Origin of the sequence: Methylobacterium trifolii, from assembly GCF_022179685.1 — a bacterium.
GTDB lineage: Bacteria > Pseudomonadota > Alphaproteobacteria > Rhizobiales > Beijerinckiaceae > Methylobacterium > Methylobacterium trifolii.
Window position 1 is genome coordinate 32,897 of record NZ_BPRB01000035.1, and the last position, 18,213, is coordinate 51,109.

The 18,213-nt window shown below is 70.3% G+C and carries 17 protein-coding genes; 7 read left to right on the forward strand and 10 right to left on the reverse strand.

Annotation, left to right across the window (positions count from 1 at the left end):
• Nucleotides 1-97 precede the first annotated feature (97 nt).
• On the forward strand, nucleotides 98-1,573 hold the full coding sequence (locus tag COGEMETH_RS03015; protein WP_238181147.1) for a methyl-accepting chemotaxis protein: 1,476 nt from the start codon (nucleotides 98-100) through the stop codon (nucleotides 1,571-1,573).
• 66 nt (nucleotides 1,574-1,639) lie between these two features.
• On the opposite strand, the gene serA is transcribed toward COGEMETH_RS03015, so the two are convergent.
• The 8 genes from serA to COGEMETH_RS03055 form a co-directional block, all read right to left on the reverse strand.
• Entirely contained in the window at nucleotides 1,640-2,890 is a 1,251-nt protein-coding gene (serA, locus tag COGEMETH_RS03020; RefSeq protein WP_238181148.1) for a phosphoglycerate dehydrogenase, read from the reverse strand.
• Between the two features lie 137 nt (nucleotides 2,891-3,027).
• The gene (locus COGEMETH_RS03025) at nucleotides 3,028-4,185 is read right to left on the reverse strand and encodes a GGDEF domain-containing protein (RefSeq protein WP_238181149.1); all 1,158 of its coding nucleotides are present in this window, start codon (nucleotides 4,183-4,185) and stop codon (nucleotides 3,028-3,030) included.
• A 216-nt stretch (nucleotides 4,186-4,401) separates the two neighbouring features.
• Nucleotides 4,402-5,703, reverse strand: coding sequence for an HlyC/CorC family transporter (locus COGEMETH_RS03030; RefSeq protein ID WP_238181150.1), 1,302 nt, complete (start codon nucleotides 5,701-5,703; stop codon nucleotides 4,402-4,404).
• 119 nt (nucleotides 5,704-5,822) lie between these two features.
• Entirely contained in the window at nucleotides 5,823-6,053 is a 231-nt protein-coding gene (locus tag COGEMETH_RS03035) for a hypothetical protein (RefSeq protein WP_238181151.1), read from the reverse strand.
• An 18-nt stretch (nucleotides 6,054-6,071) separates the two neighbouring features.
• A complete protein-coding gene (locus COGEMETH_RS03040) occupies nucleotides 6,072-6,797 on the reverse strand; it encodes an RlmE family RNA methyltransferase (protein ID WP_238181152.1) in 726 nt (241 codons plus the stop codon).
• Nucleotides 6,794-7,876, reverse strand: a complete 1,083-nt coding sequence (locus tag COGEMETH_RS03045; protein WP_238181153.1) for a Ppx/GppA phosphatase family protein — start codon at nucleotides 7,874-7,876, stop codon at nucleotides 6,794-6,796. Before COGEMETH_RS03045 ends, COGEMETH_RS03040 begins: the two co-directional genes overlap by 4 nt.
• A 140-nt stretch (nucleotides 7,877-8,016) precedes the next feature.
• The gene (locus COGEMETH_RS03050) at nucleotides 8,017-9,342 is read right to left on the reverse strand and encodes a tetratricopeptide repeat protein (protein WP_238181154.1); all 1,326 of its coding nucleotides are present in this window, start codon (nucleotides 9,340-9,342) and stop codon (nucleotides 8,017-8,019) included.
• 77 nt (nucleotides 9,343-9,419) lie between these two features.
• On the reverse strand, nucleotides 9,420-9,893 hold the full coding sequence (locus tag COGEMETH_RS03055) for a response regulator (RefSeq protein WP_238181155.1): 474 nt from the start codon (nucleotides 9,891-9,893) through the stop codon (nucleotides 9,420-9,422).
• Between the two features lie 346 nt (nucleotides 9,894-10,239).
• Between COGEMETH_RS03055 and COGEMETH_RS25550 the strand changes: the two genes are divergently transcribed.
• Both COGEMETH_RS25550 and COGEMETH_RS03070 read left to right on the forward strand, forming a co-directional pair.
• Nucleotides 10,240-11,079 carry a cold-shock protein gene (locus COGEMETH_RS25550; protein ID WP_283214951.1) on the forward strand — a complete coding sequence of 280 codons (840 nt, stop codon included), beginning with the start codon at nucleotides 10,240-10,242 and terminating at the stop codon, nucleotides 11,077-11,079.
• Between the two features lie 126 nt (nucleotides 11,080-11,205).
• Nucleotides 11,206-11,472, forward strand: a complete 267-nt coding sequence (locus COGEMETH_RS03070; protein WP_238181156.1) for a hypothetical protein — start codon at nucleotides 11,206-11,208, stop codon at nucleotides 11,470-11,472.
• A gap of 34 nt (nucleotides 11,473-11,506) precedes the next feature.
• Here COGEMETH_RS03070 and flhA read toward each other — a convergent pair whose 3' ends face one another.
• Together flhA and COGEMETH_RS03080 are read right to left on the reverse strand one after the other, a co-directional pair.
• Nucleotides 11,507-13,654, reverse strand: a complete 2,148-nt coding sequence (gene flhA, locus COGEMETH_RS03075; RefSeq protein WP_238181157.1) for a flagellar biosynthesis protein FlhA — start codon at nucleotides 13,652-13,654, stop codon at nucleotides 11,507-11,509.
• Nucleotides 13,655-13,742: 88 nt separating this feature from the next.
• Nucleotides 13,743-14,651, reverse strand: a complete 909-nt coding sequence (locus COGEMETH_RS03080; protein WP_238181158.1) for an NAD(P)-dependent oxidoreductase — start codon at nucleotides 14,649-14,651, stop codon at nucleotides 13,743-13,745.
• 217 nt (nucleotides 14,652-14,868) lie between these two features.
• Here COGEMETH_RS03080 and COGEMETH_RS03085 point away from each other — a divergent pair, with 217 nt between their 5' ends.
• The 4 genes from COGEMETH_RS03085 to COGEMETH_RS03100 all read left to right on the forward strand — a co-directional run bounded on the left by COGEMETH_RS03085 (nucleotide 14,869) and on the right by COGEMETH_RS03100 (nucleotide 18,202).
• Complete coding sequence (locus COGEMETH_RS03085; RefSeq protein WP_238181159.1) at nucleotides 14,869-15,843, forward strand: ABC transporter substrate-binding protein; 975 nt, start codon at nucleotides 14,869-14,871, stop codon at nucleotides 15,841-15,843.
• Complete coding sequence (locus COGEMETH_RS03090) at nucleotides 15,843-16,652, forward strand: ABC transporter permease (protein ID WP_238181160.1); 810 nt, start codon at nucleotides 15,843-15,845, stop codon at nucleotides 16,650-16,652. The genes COGEMETH_RS03085 and COGEMETH_RS03090 overlap by 1 nt, the downstream gene beginning before the upstream one ends.
• Before the next feature lie 6 nt (nucleotides 16,653-16,658).
• Nucleotides 16,659-17,453, forward strand: coding sequence for an ABC transporter ATP-binding protein (locus tag COGEMETH_RS03095; RefSeq protein ID WP_238181161.1), 795 nt, complete (start codon nucleotides 16,659-16,661; stop codon nucleotides 17,451-17,453).
• Nucleotides 17,454-17,548: 95 nt separating this feature from the next.
• A complete protein-coding gene (locus COGEMETH_RS03100) occupies nucleotides 17,549-18,202 on the forward strand; it encodes an ABC transporter ATP-binding protein (RefSeq protein ID WP_238181162.1) in 654 nt (217 codons plus the stop codon).
• Nucleotides 18,203-18,213: the final 11 nt, after the last annotated feature.

Here is an 18,213-nt window from a genome sequence, read left to right on the forward strand (position 1 = left end):
GATGGAGAATTCCAGTAATCGCCGGCGAGATGTCAGTCCGTTAATCACCCGGCATCAAAAGTCTCATGGCAAGAGGCCCGCTCCGGAACCATACGCCATGCACTTCCTGTCACCCCGCCGCGACCCGGTGCTCGAAGCCCTCGACCGGTCCCAGGGCCGGATCGAGTTCGGCATGGACAGCACCATCACGTTCGCGAACCAGACGTTCCTCGACGTCGTCGGATACGCGATGGACGAGATCCGGGGGAAGCCTCACGGCATGCTGGTCCCGCAGGCCGAGCGGGAGAGCGAGGCCTACCGCACGTTCTGGGACGAGTTGCGTCAGGGACGGTTCCAGGCCCGGGAATTCAAGCGGGTCGGCAAGTCCGGCCGGACCATCTGGATTCAGGCCTCCTACAATCCGGTGGCCGATCGCGGCGGCAGGCTGGTGAAGGTGGTGAAGTTCGCGACCGACATCACCGCCCGGAAACTGCGCGACGCCACCTACGAAGGCCAGATCGCGGCGCTGAATCGCTCCCAGGCCGTGGTCCACTTCGCCCTGGACGGCACCGTCACCGATGCCAACGAGAACTTCCTGAAGACGATGGGCTATCGCCTCGACGAGGTCCGCGGCCGCCACCACGGCATGTTCATGCCCCCGGCGGACCGGGACGATCCGGCCTACGCCGCCTTCTGGCGCGCGCTGGCCGAGGGCCGCTATCAGGCCGGAGAGTTCCGGCGGCTGGACAAGCAGGGCCGGGAAGTCTGGATTCTGGGTGCCTACAACCCCGTGCTCGACCTCGACGGAAAAACCTGCGCCGTCGTGAAGTTCGCCACCGACGTGACGAAGGAGGTCGCCGCCAGGCTGGCCCGGATCGAAGGACAGCGCGCCATCTTCGCCGACATCGAGGCGATCACCCACGCGATGTCGGACGTCAACCGGCAGGCGCAGATCACTTCAGAGAGCGCGGCCCAGACCTCGGGCAACGTCCAGGCCGTCGCGGCCGGTTCCGAGGAGTTCGCCGCCTCCATCGAGGAACTCAGCCGCCACGCCACGGAAGCCCAGGGCGCCTCGGACGACGCCGTGCGCCGCGCCGAGGAGGCGGGCGCGATCGTCTTGGGCCTGACGGCGGCCGCCGACCGGATCGGCGAGGCCGTGACGCTGATCCGCTCGATCGCCGACCAGACCAACCTCCTGGCGCTCAACGCCACGATCGAGGCGGCGCGCGCCGGTCAGGCCGGACGGGGCTTCGCCGTCGTGGCCGCGGAGGTGAAGGCCCTGGCGACCCAATCCTCGCGGGCGACCGAGGAGATCGGAACCCAGATCGGTGCCGTGCAGGACGCGACGGCCAAGGCCGTCGGGGCGATCGAGGACATCGCGCGGACGATCGGGCAGCTCAGCCAGATCTCGCTGAGCGTCTCGTCGGCCGTAACCGAGCAGGCCGCCGTGACCCGCGACATGTCCTCGAACATGCAGACGGCCGCCAGCAGCGTCGGGCTGGTGCGCGGGAACATGGAAGGAATCGTCCTGGCCGCCGACGCGGTCGACGCGTCCGTCAGGAAGATGGCCGCGGCCGCCCGCGCCCTCGGCTGACAGGTCCTCCGCGCCGGTCCCGGCCCGTGGCCGGGACCGGTCGATGCCGTGCGGGCGATCGGCCCGTCAGCGGCGCTCGTAGAGCAGCCGCGCCCGGATGGTGCCTTCGATCGCGCGGATCTCGCCGAGCAGGGCCTCGGCGTCCGTGTCGTTGGCGTCCGTCTCCAGCACCACGTAACCGACTTCGCCGTCCGTCTGGTAGAACTGCGCGGCGATGTTGATCGCCCGCCGGGCGAAGACCTCGTTGAGGCGCCCGAGCATACCCGGCAGGTTGCGCTGGACGTGGATGAACCGCGTCCCGGTCGGCCGCGCCGGCAACTGGACCTGCGGGAAGTTCACGGCGCCGACCGTGGAGCCGATGTCGGAATAGTCGACGAGCTTGCGCGCCACCTCCGCGCCGATGCGCTCCTGCGCCTCCTCGGTGGAGCCGCCGACATGCGGGGTGAGGATGACGTTCTCCAACCCCTGGAGCGGCGAGACGAAGCGCTCCTGGTTCGAGCCCGGCTCCACGGGGAAGACGTCGACGGCCGCCCCGCGCAGGTGGCCGTCGCGCAGGGCGGCCGCCAGGGCGTCGAGGTCCACCACCGTCCCGCGGGCGTTGTTGATGAGGAAGCTGCCCGGCTTCATCGCGCGGATCTCGGCCGGCCCGATCATGTTGGCGGTAGCCGCCGTCTCGGGGACGTGCAGGGAGACCACGTCGCTCTGGGCCAGCAAGTCGCCGAGCGTCTCGGTCGGCTCGGTGTTGCCGTGGCGCAGCTTGTCGGTCTGGTCGTAGTAGACGACCCGCATGCCCATCGACTCGGCCAGCGTCGAGAGCTGCGAGCCGATGTTGCCGTAGCCCACGATGCCCAGCGTCTTGCCGCGCACCTCCAGGGAGCCCACCGCCGACTTGTCCCAGAGGCCGGCATGGGCCCCGACCGAGCGCGGCACGATGCGCCGCAGCAGCATCACGATCTCGCCGATGACGAGTTCGGCCACCGAGCGGGTGTTGGAGAAGGGCGCGTTGAAGACCGGCACGCCGCGGTGGCGGGCCGCCTCCAGGTCGACCTGATTGGTGCCGACCGAGAAGCAGCCGACGGCGAGCAGCCGGTCGGCGGCGTCGAGGGCGGCCGCATCGAGCTGGGTGCGCGAGCGGATGCCGAGGATGTGGATGCCGGCCAGGGCCTCGTGCAGGGCCGCGCGGTCGAGGGCCTTGGGCAGGCGCACGAGGTTGGTGTAGCCGGCCGCCTGCATCAGCGAGACGGCGCTGTCGTTGATGCCTTCGAGGAGCAGGACGCGGATCTTGTCCTTCGGCAGGGAGAGCTTGTCGGGAATCATCGCGCGCGGACTCTTCGTGGCACGGCGCCCTGCGCCGTTCCCGCGGAGGGATAGGAGCACGAAGTGTGCAATGCAACACGCTCCCGCGACGGGCGGGCCGGCTGGAGCGTCAGGGCCCGGCTCCGGACGCTCGGGCGTCAAGCCGCCCGACGCGCGGCCGGCTCGGCGAGTTCGATCCGGTCCCGGCCGTTGCGCTTGGCCCGGTAGAGGGCCGCGTCGGCGTCCCGCATGAGGCCGTCGAAATCGCCCCGATACGCCCGGCTGGCCGCGATCCCGACGCTGACCGAGAGGCGCAGGTGCGGCAGTTCGGGGATCGCGAGGGTTGCGAAGGCGCCCCGGATCCGCTCGGCCTGCGCGCGCGCGGCCTCGGGCGTCCGATCCGACAGCAGGCAGGCGAACTCCTCGCCGCCGAGCCGCCCCAGCACCGTGCCGGGCGGAAGCAGGGTGGTCGCGAGGCTGCAGAAGCCGACGAGGACGCCGTCGCCCACCGCGTGGCCGTAGGTGTCGTTGATGGCCTTGAAGTTGTCGAGGTCGAAGACGAGCATCGCGGCCGGGCCGCCCGCCTGGAGGAGGGCTTCGGCACCGGCGACGAAGGCCCGGCGGTTGGCGGCGCCCGTGAGCGGGTCGGTCGAGGCGGCGATCCGCTGCTCGCGCTCGGCGCGCTCCTTGGTGAGCGCCATGAAGGTGAAGGCGATGGCCAGGGTGAAGAGCATGCCGGCGAGGCAGAGCACGCTGAGCCAGGGCGAGGCCAGCGGGTCGGCGCCGGGAGCCGGCGGCGCGAGCACGGCCATCGGAATCCGCACGAAGTAGAATCCGGCATAGGTCGCGAGCAGGACGGTGGCGGGGTAGCGCGAGACCAGCACCTCCGCCCGTCCGCGCCAGACCTCGACGGAAGCGGCCGTGCAATAGGCGCCCGCCAGGGTCGAGGCGACGATCACGCGTGCCGTCTGGGACCCGTAGAATGCCGGTACGCAACAGAGGAGGGCCCAGACCAGGCCGCCCGCCAGGGCGAGCGGCAGCCGAAGCGGCCGCCCCTCGAAGGCGCGCATGCCGCTCCAGATCAGGCCGTAGGCGGCGAGCATCACCGCGTTGGCGAGCCCGATCGAGAGGATGTCGGGGATGATTCCGCGCAACGCCAGACCGCCGGAGGCCAGCGAGCCGGTGAGATGCGCGACGCCCCAGATCGCCAGGGCACGCGAGGTCCTGGCCTGCGACCACGACAGGACGAACATCGTGCCGACCAGGAAGGTCGTCACGAAGCACGCCAGAAGCAGGGTCGCCGGATCGAGACGCATCTATTTCCCCGATGCCCCCCTCGACCTCTCCATGGTGCCGGAAGTCCGGCGCCGCTCCCTCACGGACAAAGCCGCGTGCAGGAACGATCTATACCCTGCCGAAGATAACAAAGCCTGCACACCGGAAACAAACGGGCGGCAAATATAAAATTCGTCCAACCTAAGGCTGTCGTTACGGCAATGCGACGACACCACGGCAGGGGATACGGCAGCGCTTCACTCCGGCGTCCGTATCCCGCCGGCCGGAGATGCCAGCGGCGTGATCCGCAAGGTCGTGATCCGGTTCTTGGCCTTGCGCAGCACCTGGAAGCGGAAGCCGTGGAAGTTGAAGGCGGTTCCCTGGTCGGGGATGGCGCGGGCCTCGTGGATGACGAGGCCGGCGATGGTGGTGGCCTCCTCGTCCGGCAGGTTCCAGTCCATCGCCCGGTTGAGGTCGCGGATGGGCACGCCGCCGTCCGCGTTCACCGAGCCGTCGGCCTGCGGGCGCACGCCCGAGACCGTCACGTCGTGCTCGTCGGCGATGTCGCCGACGATCTCCTCCAAGATGTCCTCCAGGGTGACGAGGCCCATCACCTCCCCGTACTCGTCGACGACGAGGGCGAAGTGGGTCTTCTTGGTCAGGAAGGCCTTCAGCTGGTCGCGCAGCGACGTGGTGTCGGGCACGAACCAGGTCTCCAGCGCCAGGGCCTCGACCTTCAGGCCGGAGGCGTCCCCGCCGGCCGCGTCCAGGGCCCGCAGGAGGTCCTTGGCGTGCAGCACGCCGACGATGTTCTCGGGCGTGCCGCGCCAGAGGGGCATGCGGGTATAGGGCGAGGCCAGGACCTCGCGCACGATCTCCTCGGAGGGCAGGTCGGCGTCGATGATCCGCATCTTGGTGCGGTGGACCATCACCTCCGAGACGGTCAGGTCCGAAAGGTCGAGGAGGCCGCCGAGCATGTCGCGCTCGGCCTTGGCCACCCCCCCTTCCCGGTGGAGCAGGGCCACCTGCCCGCGGATCTCCTCCGTGGCCGAGAGGATCGACTGGTGCTCGCCGATGGTGACGCCGAAGGGGCGCAGCATCAGCCGCACCACGCCCTCGATGGCGATGGCCAGCGGGCCCATGACCGCGACCGCGAAGGCCACGGGCCGGGCCATGAGCAGGGCGGCCTTGTCCGGCTTCGAGATGGCGAGCGTCTTGGGGAGCACTTCGGCGAAGACGATGACCAGCACCGACATGCCGACCGTCGCGTAGATCACCCCGCTCTTGCCGACCAGCGCCGTGAGCACGCTGGCCGTGAAGGCCGAGGCCCCGATCGCCACGATGTTGTAGCCGATCAGCATGGCGCCGATGAAGCGCTCGCGGATCGCCAGGATGCGGTTGACGATCGCCGCCCGCGGGTCGCCCGCCTGCTCCAGGGAATGCATCCGCGCCCGCGAGGCCGCGGTGAAGGCGGTCTCGGCGCCGGCGAAGAAGGCCGAGAGCAGGAGCGAGATCACCACGATGCTCGCGGCGAGCCAGAGATCGGTGGGGGTTTCCATCGGCCGGTTTTCTCGTCCTCGCGCGAGCCCGGTCCCTCGGAAATCGGGGCGGCACGTCCGGGCTCCTCATAGAGGAAATTTTTGCGGTGTGCCCCCTCGCGTGCGGGCCGCGCCCGCGTTCAGGCGGCCCATGCGGAACGACGGGCGGCGGCGAGATCGGGGTAGCCGTGGACGCGGTGGATCAGGCGATGGTGCCGGGACTCCTCGCCGAAGGGCGCGACCTTCCAGTCCCAGGCGCGCCGGCAGCGGCGGGAGCGCGAGAACAGCAGCACGCTCTCGCGCACGTAGCCGAGGCGGCGATGGCGCAGCGGCGCGCGCGTGGCGAGCGACAGCAGCCATGCGAGCAGCATGGCCGGAGTGCGCCCGGTTCAGGCCTGGTCCACGGCCGAGGCGTCGCCCGGCGCGCCGCGATAGCCGGTGGCGAGCACGTAGAGTTCGCTCGAATCGGCCCGGCTGGCGGAGGGCTTGACGTGGCGGACGGCCGAGAAGTCGCGCTTGAGGTCGGCCAGCAGCATCCCCTCGGTGCCCCCCTGGAACACCTTGGCGAGGTAGGCGCCGCCCGGCGCCAGGATCTCGCGGGCGAACTCGGCGGCGGTCTCGGCCAGGCCGATGATGCGCAGGTGGTCGGTCTTCTTGTGGCCGGTTGTGTTGGCGGCCATGTCCGACAGGACGAGGTCGGCCGGGCCGCCGAGCAGGTCGGTCAGGCGGCCGGGCGCGTCCGGATCGAGGAAGTCGAGGGTGATGAACTCGACGCCCGGCATCGGCTCGATCTCGAGGAGGTCGATGCCGACGATGCGGCCGGTCTCGCCCACGGTGCGCGCCGCGACCTGGGACCAGCCGCCAGGCGCCGCGCCGAGGTCCACGATGCGCTGGCCGGGCTTGAGGATCTTGTGGCGCTCGTCGATCTCGATCAGCTTGTAGGCCGCCCGCGAGCGATAGCCCTCGCGCTTGGCCCGGGCCACGTAGGGGTCGTTGAGCTGCCGCTCCAGCCAGCGCTTCTGGGACAGGGTGCGCCCGCGCCCGGTCTTGACCCGCTGCTTGAGGTCGCCCCGGACGCCGCCCGTGGACCCGGCTCCGCCGCGCCTGTCGCTCACCGGTAGCCCCCGCGGCGCCAGACGCCGTCCTCGCGCATCATGTTCATCAGGAGCCCCTCGCGCAGGCCCCGGTCGGCGATCCGCATGCGCTCGGACGGGAAGGCCCGGCGGATCGCCTCCAGGATGGCGCAGCCGGCGAGCACCAGGTCGGCCCGGTCGCGCCCGATGCAGGGGTTGTCGGCCCGCTGGTCGAGGCGGGTGTCCAGGAGGTCGTCGATGGCGGCCGTCACCGAATCGTCGCTCATCCAGAGCCCGTCGACCCGGCGCCGCTCGTAGCGCACCAGCCGCAGGTGCATGGCCGCGATGGTCGTGACCGTGCCGGAGGTCCCGAGCAGGTGGAAATACGGTGCGGTGGCCGCGGCCGCCGCCCGGATGGCGAAGGCGGCCAGCAGTTCGGACACCTCCGCGACCATGCCCTCGAACATCATCCGCGTGACCTCGGCGCCCCCGTGCCGCTCGGCCAGCGTGACCACGCCGACGGGCAGGGAATCCCAGGCGCGGATGCGCAGGGTCGGGTCGGTTGAGGGGTTCGTGGCCTCCCCGTCCAGCCAGGCGATCTCGGTGGAGCCGCCGCCGATGTCGAAGATCACCACCGACTCGGCCTGCGGGTCGGCCAGCGCCGCGCAGCCGGTGACGGCGAGGTAGGCCTCGGTCTGCCGGTCGACGATCTCCAGGTCGAGGCCCACCTCGGCCCGCACCCGGTCCACGAAGGCGGCCCCGTTCACCGCGAGGCGGCAGGCCTCCGTGGCGATGATCTTGGCCCGGCGCACGCCGCGGGCCTGCATCTTGGACCGGCAGACGCGCAGGGCCTCGACGGTCCGCTCGATCGCGGCCTCGCTGAGGCGGTCCGCGTTGCCCAGGCCCTCGCCGAGCCGCACGATCCGCGAGAAGGCGTCGATGACGCGGAAGCCGTGGGAGGCGGGCTCGGCGATCAGCAGGCGGCAATTGTTGGTGCCGAGATCGAGGGCCGCGTAGGCGTTGCGTCGCCCGGAGCGCTCGGACGCGGCCGGGGTCTTCAGGAGAATGCCTGCGCCGGATACGGGGCGTTCCGGCGCGGCTGCGGCGCTCTCGTCCCTCATCGGCGGTGCCGTAAATCCTCGTCCACTGACCCCGGCCAACGGCCCGGCCATCATTCCCGATCGAACCTACAGGGTCGCCAGGGAACTGCAACGTCTGGATTTTTTGTTCACGGCCGGTGGGCTACGGCGGGCCGGTCCGGTCACTCCGCCCGGAGCGTCGCCACGAGGCCGTGGACGGGCTCGCCGCGCTCCATGCGCAGCGTGGCCGGCACGATCGCCTCGATCCGCAGGCCCGCCTGCCCGGCCGCCCGCTCGACGTAGGCGCGGGCGTGGCCGTAGCGCCCGTGGCCATGGAGCCGGAACGTGTCCACGCCGGCCTCCGCCTCGACGCTGAAGACGAAGCGGCCCCCCGGCAGGAGCGCCGTGCGCACGGCCGCGAAGACCGGCTCCAGCGGCCCGAAATAGCAGAGGGTGTCGGCCGACACGACGAGGTCGTAGGTCCGTGGAGAGCCTTGCAGGTGGAGGGTGAGTTCGGCCCGGTCGAGCCGGTCGTAGCTGCCCCGCTGCCCGGCCTTCTCCAGCATCCTGCCCGAGAGGTCGACGCCGACGAGGCGGTGGGCGAAGGGGCGGAGCGCCGGTCCGCACAGGCCCGTGCCGCAGCCGGCATCGAGGATGGCGAGGTCGGCGGCTGGCCGCTCGTAGGCCGCGGCGACGGCGGTCGCCACGTGCTCCGGGGCGCGGTAGTCCAGGCGGGCGAGCTTGTGGTCGAAGCTCGCCGCGAAGCCGTCGAAGAGGCTCTCCACGTAGCGGTCGCTCGCCCGGTCGGGGACGCCCTCGCCGGAGATCGCGGCGAGGAGATGCCGGGCCGCGGGACTGTCGGGCTCGTCGCGGAGCCAGTCGCGCAGGATGGTCAGCGCACGTCCGGTCTCGTTGGTCGCCGCGTAGGCGGCCACGAGGTAGCGGCGCGTGACCGCGTTGCGCGGCTCCAGTTCCAACGCCCTGGCGTGACAGGCGATCGCCGCCTCGATCCGCCCGCGCCCGGCCAGCAGGCGGCCGAGATTGTCCCAGGCCTCGCGGTACGTCGGATCGAGGGCCACCGCCTCCCGGTAGACCGCCTCGGCCTCGTCCACCCGGCGCAGGGCCCGCAAGCTCACGCCGAGGTTGTTGCGGGCGTCGGTGTTCTCCGGTTGGAGGGCGATGGCCGTCTCGTAGGCCTTGAGGGCGAGATCCGGCCGGTCGAGTTCGAACAGCACGTTGCCGAGGTTGTTGTGCATGCTCGGATCGTCGGGCTCGATCGCGATGGCGCGCCGGATCAGGCGGACGGCCTCCAGGGACCGGTTCGTCTGGTGGTGCAGGATGCCGTAGAAATGCAGCGCGGCCGCGAAATCCGGGGCGGCCTCGAGGATGCGGCCGTAGACCGCCTCGGCCATGGCCACGTCGCCCGAGCGGTGCGCCCGCACCGCGATCGCCAGCGCGTCCTGCGCCGTGACCGTGTCGGCATCCCGGCTCGTCCCGGACTCCGTCATGCCCCCCTCCCCCGCAGCGAGACGACCGGGGGCATCATCGCGCGGCGCGGGCGTCAGGTCTCGGAAAAAATCGCGATTCAGCCCAGGGCCTTGCCGAGGCTCGCGGCGCGCGGGGTCGGGCGCAGGAGGCTCTTCACCTGCCCGTAGGGGCGGGGCCGGTTGATCACCTCGTCCAGGCGCGACCACAGGGTCTTGGGCGAGAACGGCTTGGCGATGATCTCGTTGACGCCGAGCGAGACCGCGCGGTCGACTACGTTGCGGCGGGGCTGGGCGAGCATCAGGATGATCGGGATCGTCGGGCAGGGCGAGGTGGTGGGCGTGCGCGCCAGCCGGATGAACTCCTCGCCGGAGAGGATCGCGAGGTCCCAGTCGATGATGGTGAGGTCGGGCTTGCTCTCGGCCAGGACGCCCAGCGCCTCGGCCCCGTCCGGCGCCTCCAGCACGCGCTTGATCCCGACGCGCATCAGCATGTCGCGGACGATGCGGCGGATGTACAGGCTCTCGTCCACCACGAGGGCCGAGAAGTCCGGGAAGGTCGGGGTCGCGATCATCGGGGGCTGGAACGAGCCTGGCCCGTGAGGGGGCCCGCGCAGCCTAGGCCGCCGGCCTTTGCGCTTCCCTAACGCCGGCGGGCGCCTGATCCGTTGCCGGCGCAGAGGCGTGACACGGCCTCCGGCGCCGTCGAAGGACAGCCCCGACGGCGACGGAAAGTGACTGGACAGAAGCCTGTCGTGCAACAAGGACCTTGCAGTCAAGCCCCGATTGCGTCAGGACTGAGGCGTTGTTCTTGGTTACCGCGACCGAGAGCAATGATAGTGCGGGGCGTGGGCTGTCTGGGATGGCGCGCACGCGGTATTCGAGACGTGGGCGGCGGACGGGTTTTTGGCGAGCTTTTCGATGGGACGTGGTCGTGATTTCAGGGGGCCGCAGAAGCGCGGCTTCGATGACGGTGCCGAGCCGAGATGGCCGGATCAGGCACCCCCGAGCGGCGGTTACGGTGGCGGCGGCTTCGGTGGTGGTGGTGGTGGCGCCAGCGGCGGGTACGGCGGTGGCGGCGGTGGCTTCGACCGCGGTGCGCCGCGGGGTGCGGCGCCGGTGCCCACGGGGCCGGAGCGTGATGCCACGGTGAAGTGGTTCAACAAGGAGAAGGGCTTCGGCTTCGTCGAACTCGGCGACGGTTCGGGCGATGCCTTCCTCCACATCCGCGCCGTCGAGGCCGCGGGCCATGCCGACCTGATGCCGGGCACCCGGCTGACGGTCCAGACCGCGCAGGGCCAGAAGGGTCCGCAGGTCACGAACGTCACAAGCGTCGACACCTCGACGGCCGAGGCGGCTCCGCCCCGGCGCGAGATGCGTCCGCCTCGCACCGGCGGCTTCGGTGCAGCGGGCGGCGGGTACGGCGGCGGCAGCGCCGCTGGCGGCTACGGTGGTGGCGGCGGCAGCTACGGCGGCGGTGGCGGCGGCGGGTATGGTGCCGGCGCTGGCGGCGGCGGTGGTGGTGGTGGCCGCTTCGCATCCGGCCCCTCGGTCGAGATGTCGGGCACCGTGAAGTGGTACGATCCGGCCAAGGGCTTCGGCTTCGTGTCGGTCAACGACGGCGGCAAGGACGTGTTCGTGCACCGCTCCGCTCTGTCGCGGGCCGGCCTGGACTCTTTGGCCGAGGGCCAGCCGGTCACCCTCGCGGTGGTCGATGGCCAGAAGGGCCGCGAGGCACAGAGCATCAACGTCGAGGATTGATCCTCGGTCGTGAACCCGGCGGCCTCGCTTCCGCCGCGTTCCCAGCGTGATCTCGATACGGCGGTCCCCGAGGGGCCGCCGTTTTTCGTCGTGGCACCCGTCCGATCCCGGACCGCCAGGAGCCCCATGCGTCGCGCCGCCCTGCCGTTCGCAATCCTGCTCGTGCTCGGCGCTTCCGCGCCGCGGGCCGAGGACTTCACCGGTTTCTATGCCGGCCTGAACGCAAGCTACGCGATGAACCGCGACCGCGACCGCGACGGGCATCGGGTCAGCCGCACGACCGCGGCGGGTGTGGTTCCCGGCGCGGCCGATGGCCTGCCGCCGAGCGCGGCCTCGGCCGCCAAGCTGATGCAGGACCGGCGGACCGGAGCGGACGCGAACGCCGCCCGCTGATCCATGCTTCGTCTCGCCTGGAGGAAAAGTCCGGTCAGACCGATCCCAGCGTCCGCAGCCGCGCCCGCGGGTGGATCTCGGCCTGGCTGATGACAGGGGTCTCCCGGCGGAAGCGCTCGATGATCGAGCGCACGAAAGGCCGCGATTGGGCCGAGGTGACGAGCACCGGCATCTCGCCCTGGCGCGCGGCGGCCTCGAAGCGGTCGCGGACCGCGTTGACGAACTCGCCGAGCTTGGAGGGCTGCATCGCGAGATAGCGCTCCTCGCGCTCGCCGACGATCGATTCCATGAAGGCCTGCTCCCAGGCCGGCGACAGGGTGACGATGGGCAGCATCCCGTCCGGCCCCTGGTACTGTGCGCAGATCTGGCGGCCGAGCCGCGCGCGGACGTGCTCGACCACGTCGCGCGGGTTCTTGACCGAGCCCGCCACCTCCGCGATGCCCTCGACGATGGCGCCGAGGTCGCGGATCGAGACCCGTTCTGCCAGCAGGAACTGCAGCACCCGCTGGATGCCCGTGGTGGAGATCAGGCTCGGGCTCACCTCCTTGAGCAGGTCGCCGTGCTCCTTGGGCAGTTCGCGCATGAGCTTCTGCACCTCGACGTGGTTGAGGAGCTCGGAGACGTGCGCCTTGATGATCTCGGTGAGGTGCGTCGAGACCACGGTGGCGGCATCGACCACCGTGTAGCCCTTGAGCTGGGCCTGGTCGCGCAGGGCGGCGTCGATCCAGGTCGCGGGCAGGCCGAAGGTCGGCTCCAGCATGTGCTGGCCGGGGAGCTGCACCTGCCCGCCCATCGGGTCCATCGCCATGAACTGTCCGGGGAAGATGCGGCCGGTGCCGGCTTCGATCTCCTTGACGCGCACCACGTAGGCGTTGGCGTCGAGCTGGACGTTGTCGAGGATGCGCACGGAGGGCATCACGAAGCCGAGTTCGGCCGCGAGCTGGCGGCGCAGGGCCTTGATCTGGTCGGTGAGCCGGTCCTGCCCTTCGCCGTTGACCAGCGCCAGGAGGGCGTAGCCCATCTCCAGCTTGAGGTCGTCGAGCTTGAGGAGGTCGGTGACCGTCTCCTCCTTCTCCTTCGCCGCGGCGGCGACGGCGGCCGCATCCATCGGCTCGCCCTTCGCGTCCAACGGCGGGGCCTCACGCGCGGTCTTGGCGGCCCGCCAGGCCGCGTAGCCGGAGGCGCCGGCCAGCGCCAGGAACGGCAGCATGGGCATGCCGGGCAGCAGCGCGATCAGCACCATGACGCCGGACGACATGCCGAGCGCCTTGGGGTAGTTGGCGAGCTGCTTGCCGAGGGCCTTGTCGGCCGAGCCGCGCACGCCCGCCTTCGACACCAGGATGCCGGCCGCCGTCGAGACGATGAGCGCCGGCACCTGGGAGGCCAGGCCGTCGCCGATGGTGAGCAGGGTGTAGCTCTTGGCCGCTGCGCCGAAGCCCATGCCCTGCTGCGCCACCCCGATGATGATGCCGCCGACCACGTTGATGAAGGTGATCAGCAGGGCCGCCACCGCGTCCCCGCGCACGAACTTCGAGGCGCCGTCCATGGCGCCGAAGAACGAGGATTCCTCCTCCAGGGCCGCGCGCCGGGCCTTGGCCGCCTTCTCGTCGATCAGGCCGGCGGAGAGGTCGGCGTCGATGGCCATCTGCTTGCCGGGCATGGCGTCGAGGGTGAAGCGGGCGGCCACCTCCGCGATGCGCCCCGAGCCCTTGGTGATGACGACGAAGTTCACGATGATCAGGATCGCGAAGACGATGATCCCGATGACGAAGTTGCCTCCCATCACGAAGTTGCCGAAGGCCTCGATCACGTGGCCGGCCGCCGCCGTGCCCTCGTGGCCGTGGCCGAGGATCAGCCGCGTCGAGGCGAGGTTCAGCGCCAGCCGCAGCATGGTCGCGATCAGCAGCAGCGTCGGGAAGACGGTGAATTCGAGCGGGTTGTCGATGAACAGGCCGACCATCATGATCAGCACGGACATGATGATCGAGACCGCCAGCAGCAGGTCGAGCAGGACCGAGGGCAGCGGGAAGATCAGGACCGCCAGGATGCCCATGACGGCGGTGGCGAAGAACAGGTCCGAGCGCTTGGACAGCGCCTGGAAGCTCGCGCGGGTGGGGATCGAGAACCCGGCATAGGAGGCGGGCGCGCTCGCCTGCCCCGGCACGGTCGCCGTCTCGCTCATGCCCTGCGCACCCCCGCCCGCGACAGGCGGACCCGGCAAGAATTGCCCGGTGCATGGTTAGCGCGGCCTTAACGTCCGGCCGGGCCGGTCAGGCTTCGCCCTCCTCCGCCTCGGCCGCCGCGCGGAACGCCACCCCGAGCATCTCCTCGAAGGGCAGGATCATCGCGCCCTTGTCCCTGGCGCCGTGGCCCTTGCGCAGGGCGGTCTGGTAGGTGGCGGTGGCGGCCGCCAGCACCGGCATGGGGATGCCGTGCTCGGCCGAGACGCCGGCGCCGCTGACGAGGTCCTTGTAGGCCAGCGCCATCGGGTATCCCTCGTCGAAGCGCCCGGCCAGGATGCGGGGCACGAAGTAGTCCGCGGCAAAGCTCCGGCCCGTGCCCGTGGTGACGACCGAGCCGATCAGGGCCGGGTCGAGCCCCATGCGCACGGCCATCGGCAGCACCTCGGCCAGCGCCGCGATGTTGATGTCGTAGAGGATGTTGTTGATCGTCTTGGTGAGCTGGCCGCTGCCGGAGGCCCCCATGTGCAGGATCGTCGTGCCGATACAGTCGAGGAGGGGGCGCACCTGCGCGAAGGTCGCCGGATCGCCGCCGCACATGACGGTCAGCGTCCCGTCGATGGCGCGGGCGGGCGCCCCCGAGACCGGCGCGTCGAGGAAGCGCAAGGCCCGCGCCTCCAGGGACCGGCCGATGGCGACCGCCTGCTTGTAGGCGACGGTGCTGAGATCCACGATCGTGCGCCCCGCGGGCAGCAGCCTGGCGAGGCCCTCTTCGCCGAGAAGGACGGATTCCACCACGTCCCCGTCCGGCAGGCAGAGGAACAGGACGTCCACGTCGCCGAGCCGGGCGAAGTCGGTCGTCGCCACGAGCCCCGCCTCTTCGAGGCCGGCGAGCGAGGCGGCGCGGGTGTCGGCGGCCAGCACGGTCGCGCCGCTCCTGCGCAGGTTGAGGGCGATGGGCCGGCCCATCTGGCCGAGACCTATGAAGCCGACGCGCATGGTGTTCCCCTCTTCACTGCGGCGAGCCGGGATCCTGGTCGCCGAGCACGCGCCTGCGAAGGGTTTCATCCGTTTCAGATGCACGGAATTCGTCCACGGGCCGCGCTTTACTTCCCCGTGCCTCCTTGCTTAGTCAATGGCGCAGCAACCGTTTTTCGGACGGGTCGAGGCAGGCGGCACGACCTGCGACCCGAACTCTGCGACCCGGAGGAACCCGATGTTCAAGCGCGCCGTCGCCACTGCCGCCCTGCTCGCGCTCGCCGCCACCGCGGCCCGCGCCGATGACGTGGTGCGCTTAGGAAATCTCAAGTTCGCCCATTACGGCGCCATCTCCTACCTGAAGGAGATTGCCCCGAAGTTCGGCCTCAAGATCGACGAGCGGCAGTTCGCCAAGGGCGCAGACATCTATCCGGCCATGGCGGTGGACCAGATCGACATCGCGGCCTCGGGCGGCGACGGGGCGGTGGCCGCCCGCGGCAACGGGGTCAAGCTCTACGTGGTGGCGGGTTTCGCCAACGGGGGCGTGCGCATCCTCAAGCGGCCGGATCTCGCCGCCACGTCGGTGGCCGAGATCAAGGGCCTGAAGGTCGCCACCGTCCGCGGCGGCACGCAGGACCTGATGCTGCTCGCCGAACTCGACAAGCACGGCATGACCTGGTCCGAGCGGCCGGGCAAGGACGTGCAGCTGACCTACTTCAACAACTACGCCGACCTGAACCAGGCGCTGGCCCAGAAATACATCGACGTGATCTGCCAGAGCGAGCCGCAATCGACCCAGGCCATCAGCGCCGGCTGGGGCGTCGAACTGGTCAAGCCCTACGACACGCCCATCGGCGTGCCGGTGCGCCCCCTGGTGATGACCGAGAAGATGTACAACGAGCGGCCGGAGGTCGCCGCCCGCGTCCTCAAGCTGTTCGTGGCCGCCACCAAGGCGTTCATCGACGATCCGGCCCTGGCCGAGAAATACGTCCGCGAGACCGTGTTCAAGGGCCAGCTCTCGAGCCAGGACTTTCGCGATGGGATGGCCAACGCGAAATACACCTACGACATGCCGGCCGGGCACATGCAGACCACGACCGACTACATGGTCAAGTACGGCCTGGGTAAGATGGTCGCCCCCCCCAAGAGCGACGCCGAGTGGGTGAAGCTCGACCTGCTCGACAAGGCGAAGGCCGAGCTGAAGACCAACTGATGCGCCTCTCGTCCCTGCGCGGTGCCATCGTCCCGGTCGGCCTGCTGATCCTGTGGGAGATCCTCAGCCGGGCCGGGGTGTTCTCTCCGATCGTGCTGCCGCCGCCCTCCGCGGTGGCCGTGAAATGGTTCTCCGGCCTGCTGCCGGGGCTGCCCTACCAGCCGGGCACGGAGAGCTACCTCGCCTGGATGTTCTCCGGCGAGATGCCGCACGACACCGTCTCCAGCCTGTCGCGCGTGCTCAGCGGCTTCGTCATCGGCGCGGGGCTCGCGGTCCCAACCGGCCTCGTGCTCGGCACCAGCGACCGGCTCTACGCCCTGTTCAACCCCTTGCTGCAGGTGCTGCGGCCGATCCCGCCGATCGCCTATATCCCGCTCGCCATCGTCTGGTTCGGGCTGGGCAACCCGCCGGCCCTGTTCCTGATCGCGCTGGGCACCTTCTTCCCCGTCCTGGTCAACACCATCGCCGGGGTCCGGCAGGTCGACTCGATCTACATCCGCGCCGCCCGGAACCTGGGGGCCAATTCCTGGACGATGTTCCGCCGCGTGATCCTGCCGGCGGCCAGCCCCTTCGTGCTGGCCGGGATGCGGATCGGCATCGGCACCGCCTTCATCGTGGTGATCGTGGCCGAAATGATCGCGGTCTCGGACGGGCTCGGTTACCGCATCCTCGAGGCGCGGGAATACATGTGGTCGGACAAGATCATCGGCGGCATGCTGACGATCGGCATCCTCGGCCTGATCATCGACGGGGCGATGTCCCGCTTCAACGACCACCTGCTGCGCTGGCACCGCGGCCTCGAACGGTAACGCGTCATGTCGGCAGAGATCGTGGTCGCGGATGCCGGCAAGGTGTTCGGCAGCGGGGATACGGGCGTCGCGGCCCTCCAGGACATCACCACGACGGTGCCGGAGGGGCAGTTCCTCTGCCTCCTCGGGCCGTCGGGCTGCGGCAAGTCCACCCTGCTCAACGCGATGGCCGGCTTCACGCCGCTGACCTCCGGGCGGATCACCGTGGGCGGGCGACCCGTGACGGCGCCGGGGCCGGACCGGGGCATGGTCTTCCAGGAATATGCCCTGTTCCCGTGGATGAGCGTCGAGGACAACGTCCGCTTCGGCCTCGACATCAAGGGCATCCCCAAGGCGGAGGCGACCGTCACCGTCGACCGCATCGTGGCCACGCTCGGCCTGTCGGACTTCCGCAAGCGCTACCCGAAGGACCTGTCGGGCGGCATGCGCCAGCGGGTCGCCATCGCCCGCATCCTGGCGCTGGACCCTCCGGTGATGCTGATGGACGAGCCCTTCGGGGCGCTGGACGCGCTGACCCGGCGCACCCTCCAGGACGAGCTGCTGCGGATCTGGTCCGAGTACCGAAAGACCATCGTCTTCGTGACGCACTCGATCGAGGAGGCGATCTACCTCGCCGACCGCATCCTGGTGATGACCTACCGGCCGGGCCGCATCAAGCGCGACGTCACCGTGGCGATGCCCCGCCCGCGGGACACGGCGTCGGGCGACTTCAACGCGATCAAGCGGGAACTTGCCGGCCTGGTGATGGAGGAGCAGCGCCGCTTCACCGACGCGGAGATGCACGCCCCGGCGGTGGATTGAGCCCTGCCGAACCCGGCCGGAGGGACGATCCTCAGATTCGCCGCTTTCGGACCGCAGGAGGCGGCATCACACCCGCCCCTCCGGAGTCCCGCCCGGTGATCCGCTTCGACAACGTCACCAAGATCTACCGGACGGACGGCCACCGCCGCACCATCCTGGAGCGGGTCTCGCTGACCCTGAAGCCCGGCATCAGCTACGGCATCCTCGGCATCAACGGCGCCGGCAAGTCGACCACCATGCGGCTGATCGGCGGCACCGAGGAGGCGACGAGCGGCAAGATCACCCGCGGCCTGCGCGTCTCCTGGCCTTTGGGATTCGGCGGCGGCTTCCACCCCCAGATGACCGGCCGCGACAACGTCATCTTCGTGGCCCGCATCTACGGGGAGGACCCCAAGCGCGTGCTCGACTACGTCGAGGACTTCTCCGAACTCGGCAGCTACCTCGACGTGCCGATCCGGACCTATTCCTCGGGCATGGGTTCGCGGCTGGCCTTCGGCATGAGCATGGCGATCCCCTTCGACTGCTACCTCATCGACGAGGTGACGGCGGTGGGCGACGCGCGCTTCCAGAAGCGGTGCTCCGAGGTCTTCGCCGACCGGCGCAAGAACGCCGACGTGATCATGGTCTCCCACTCGATGGAAGTGATCCGGGAGTGGTGCACGCAGGGCATCGTCCTGATCAACGGCCGGGCCATCATCTACGAGGACGTGAACGACGCCATCGAGGTCTATCGCCGCCTGAACGCCTGAAGCCCGCAGGC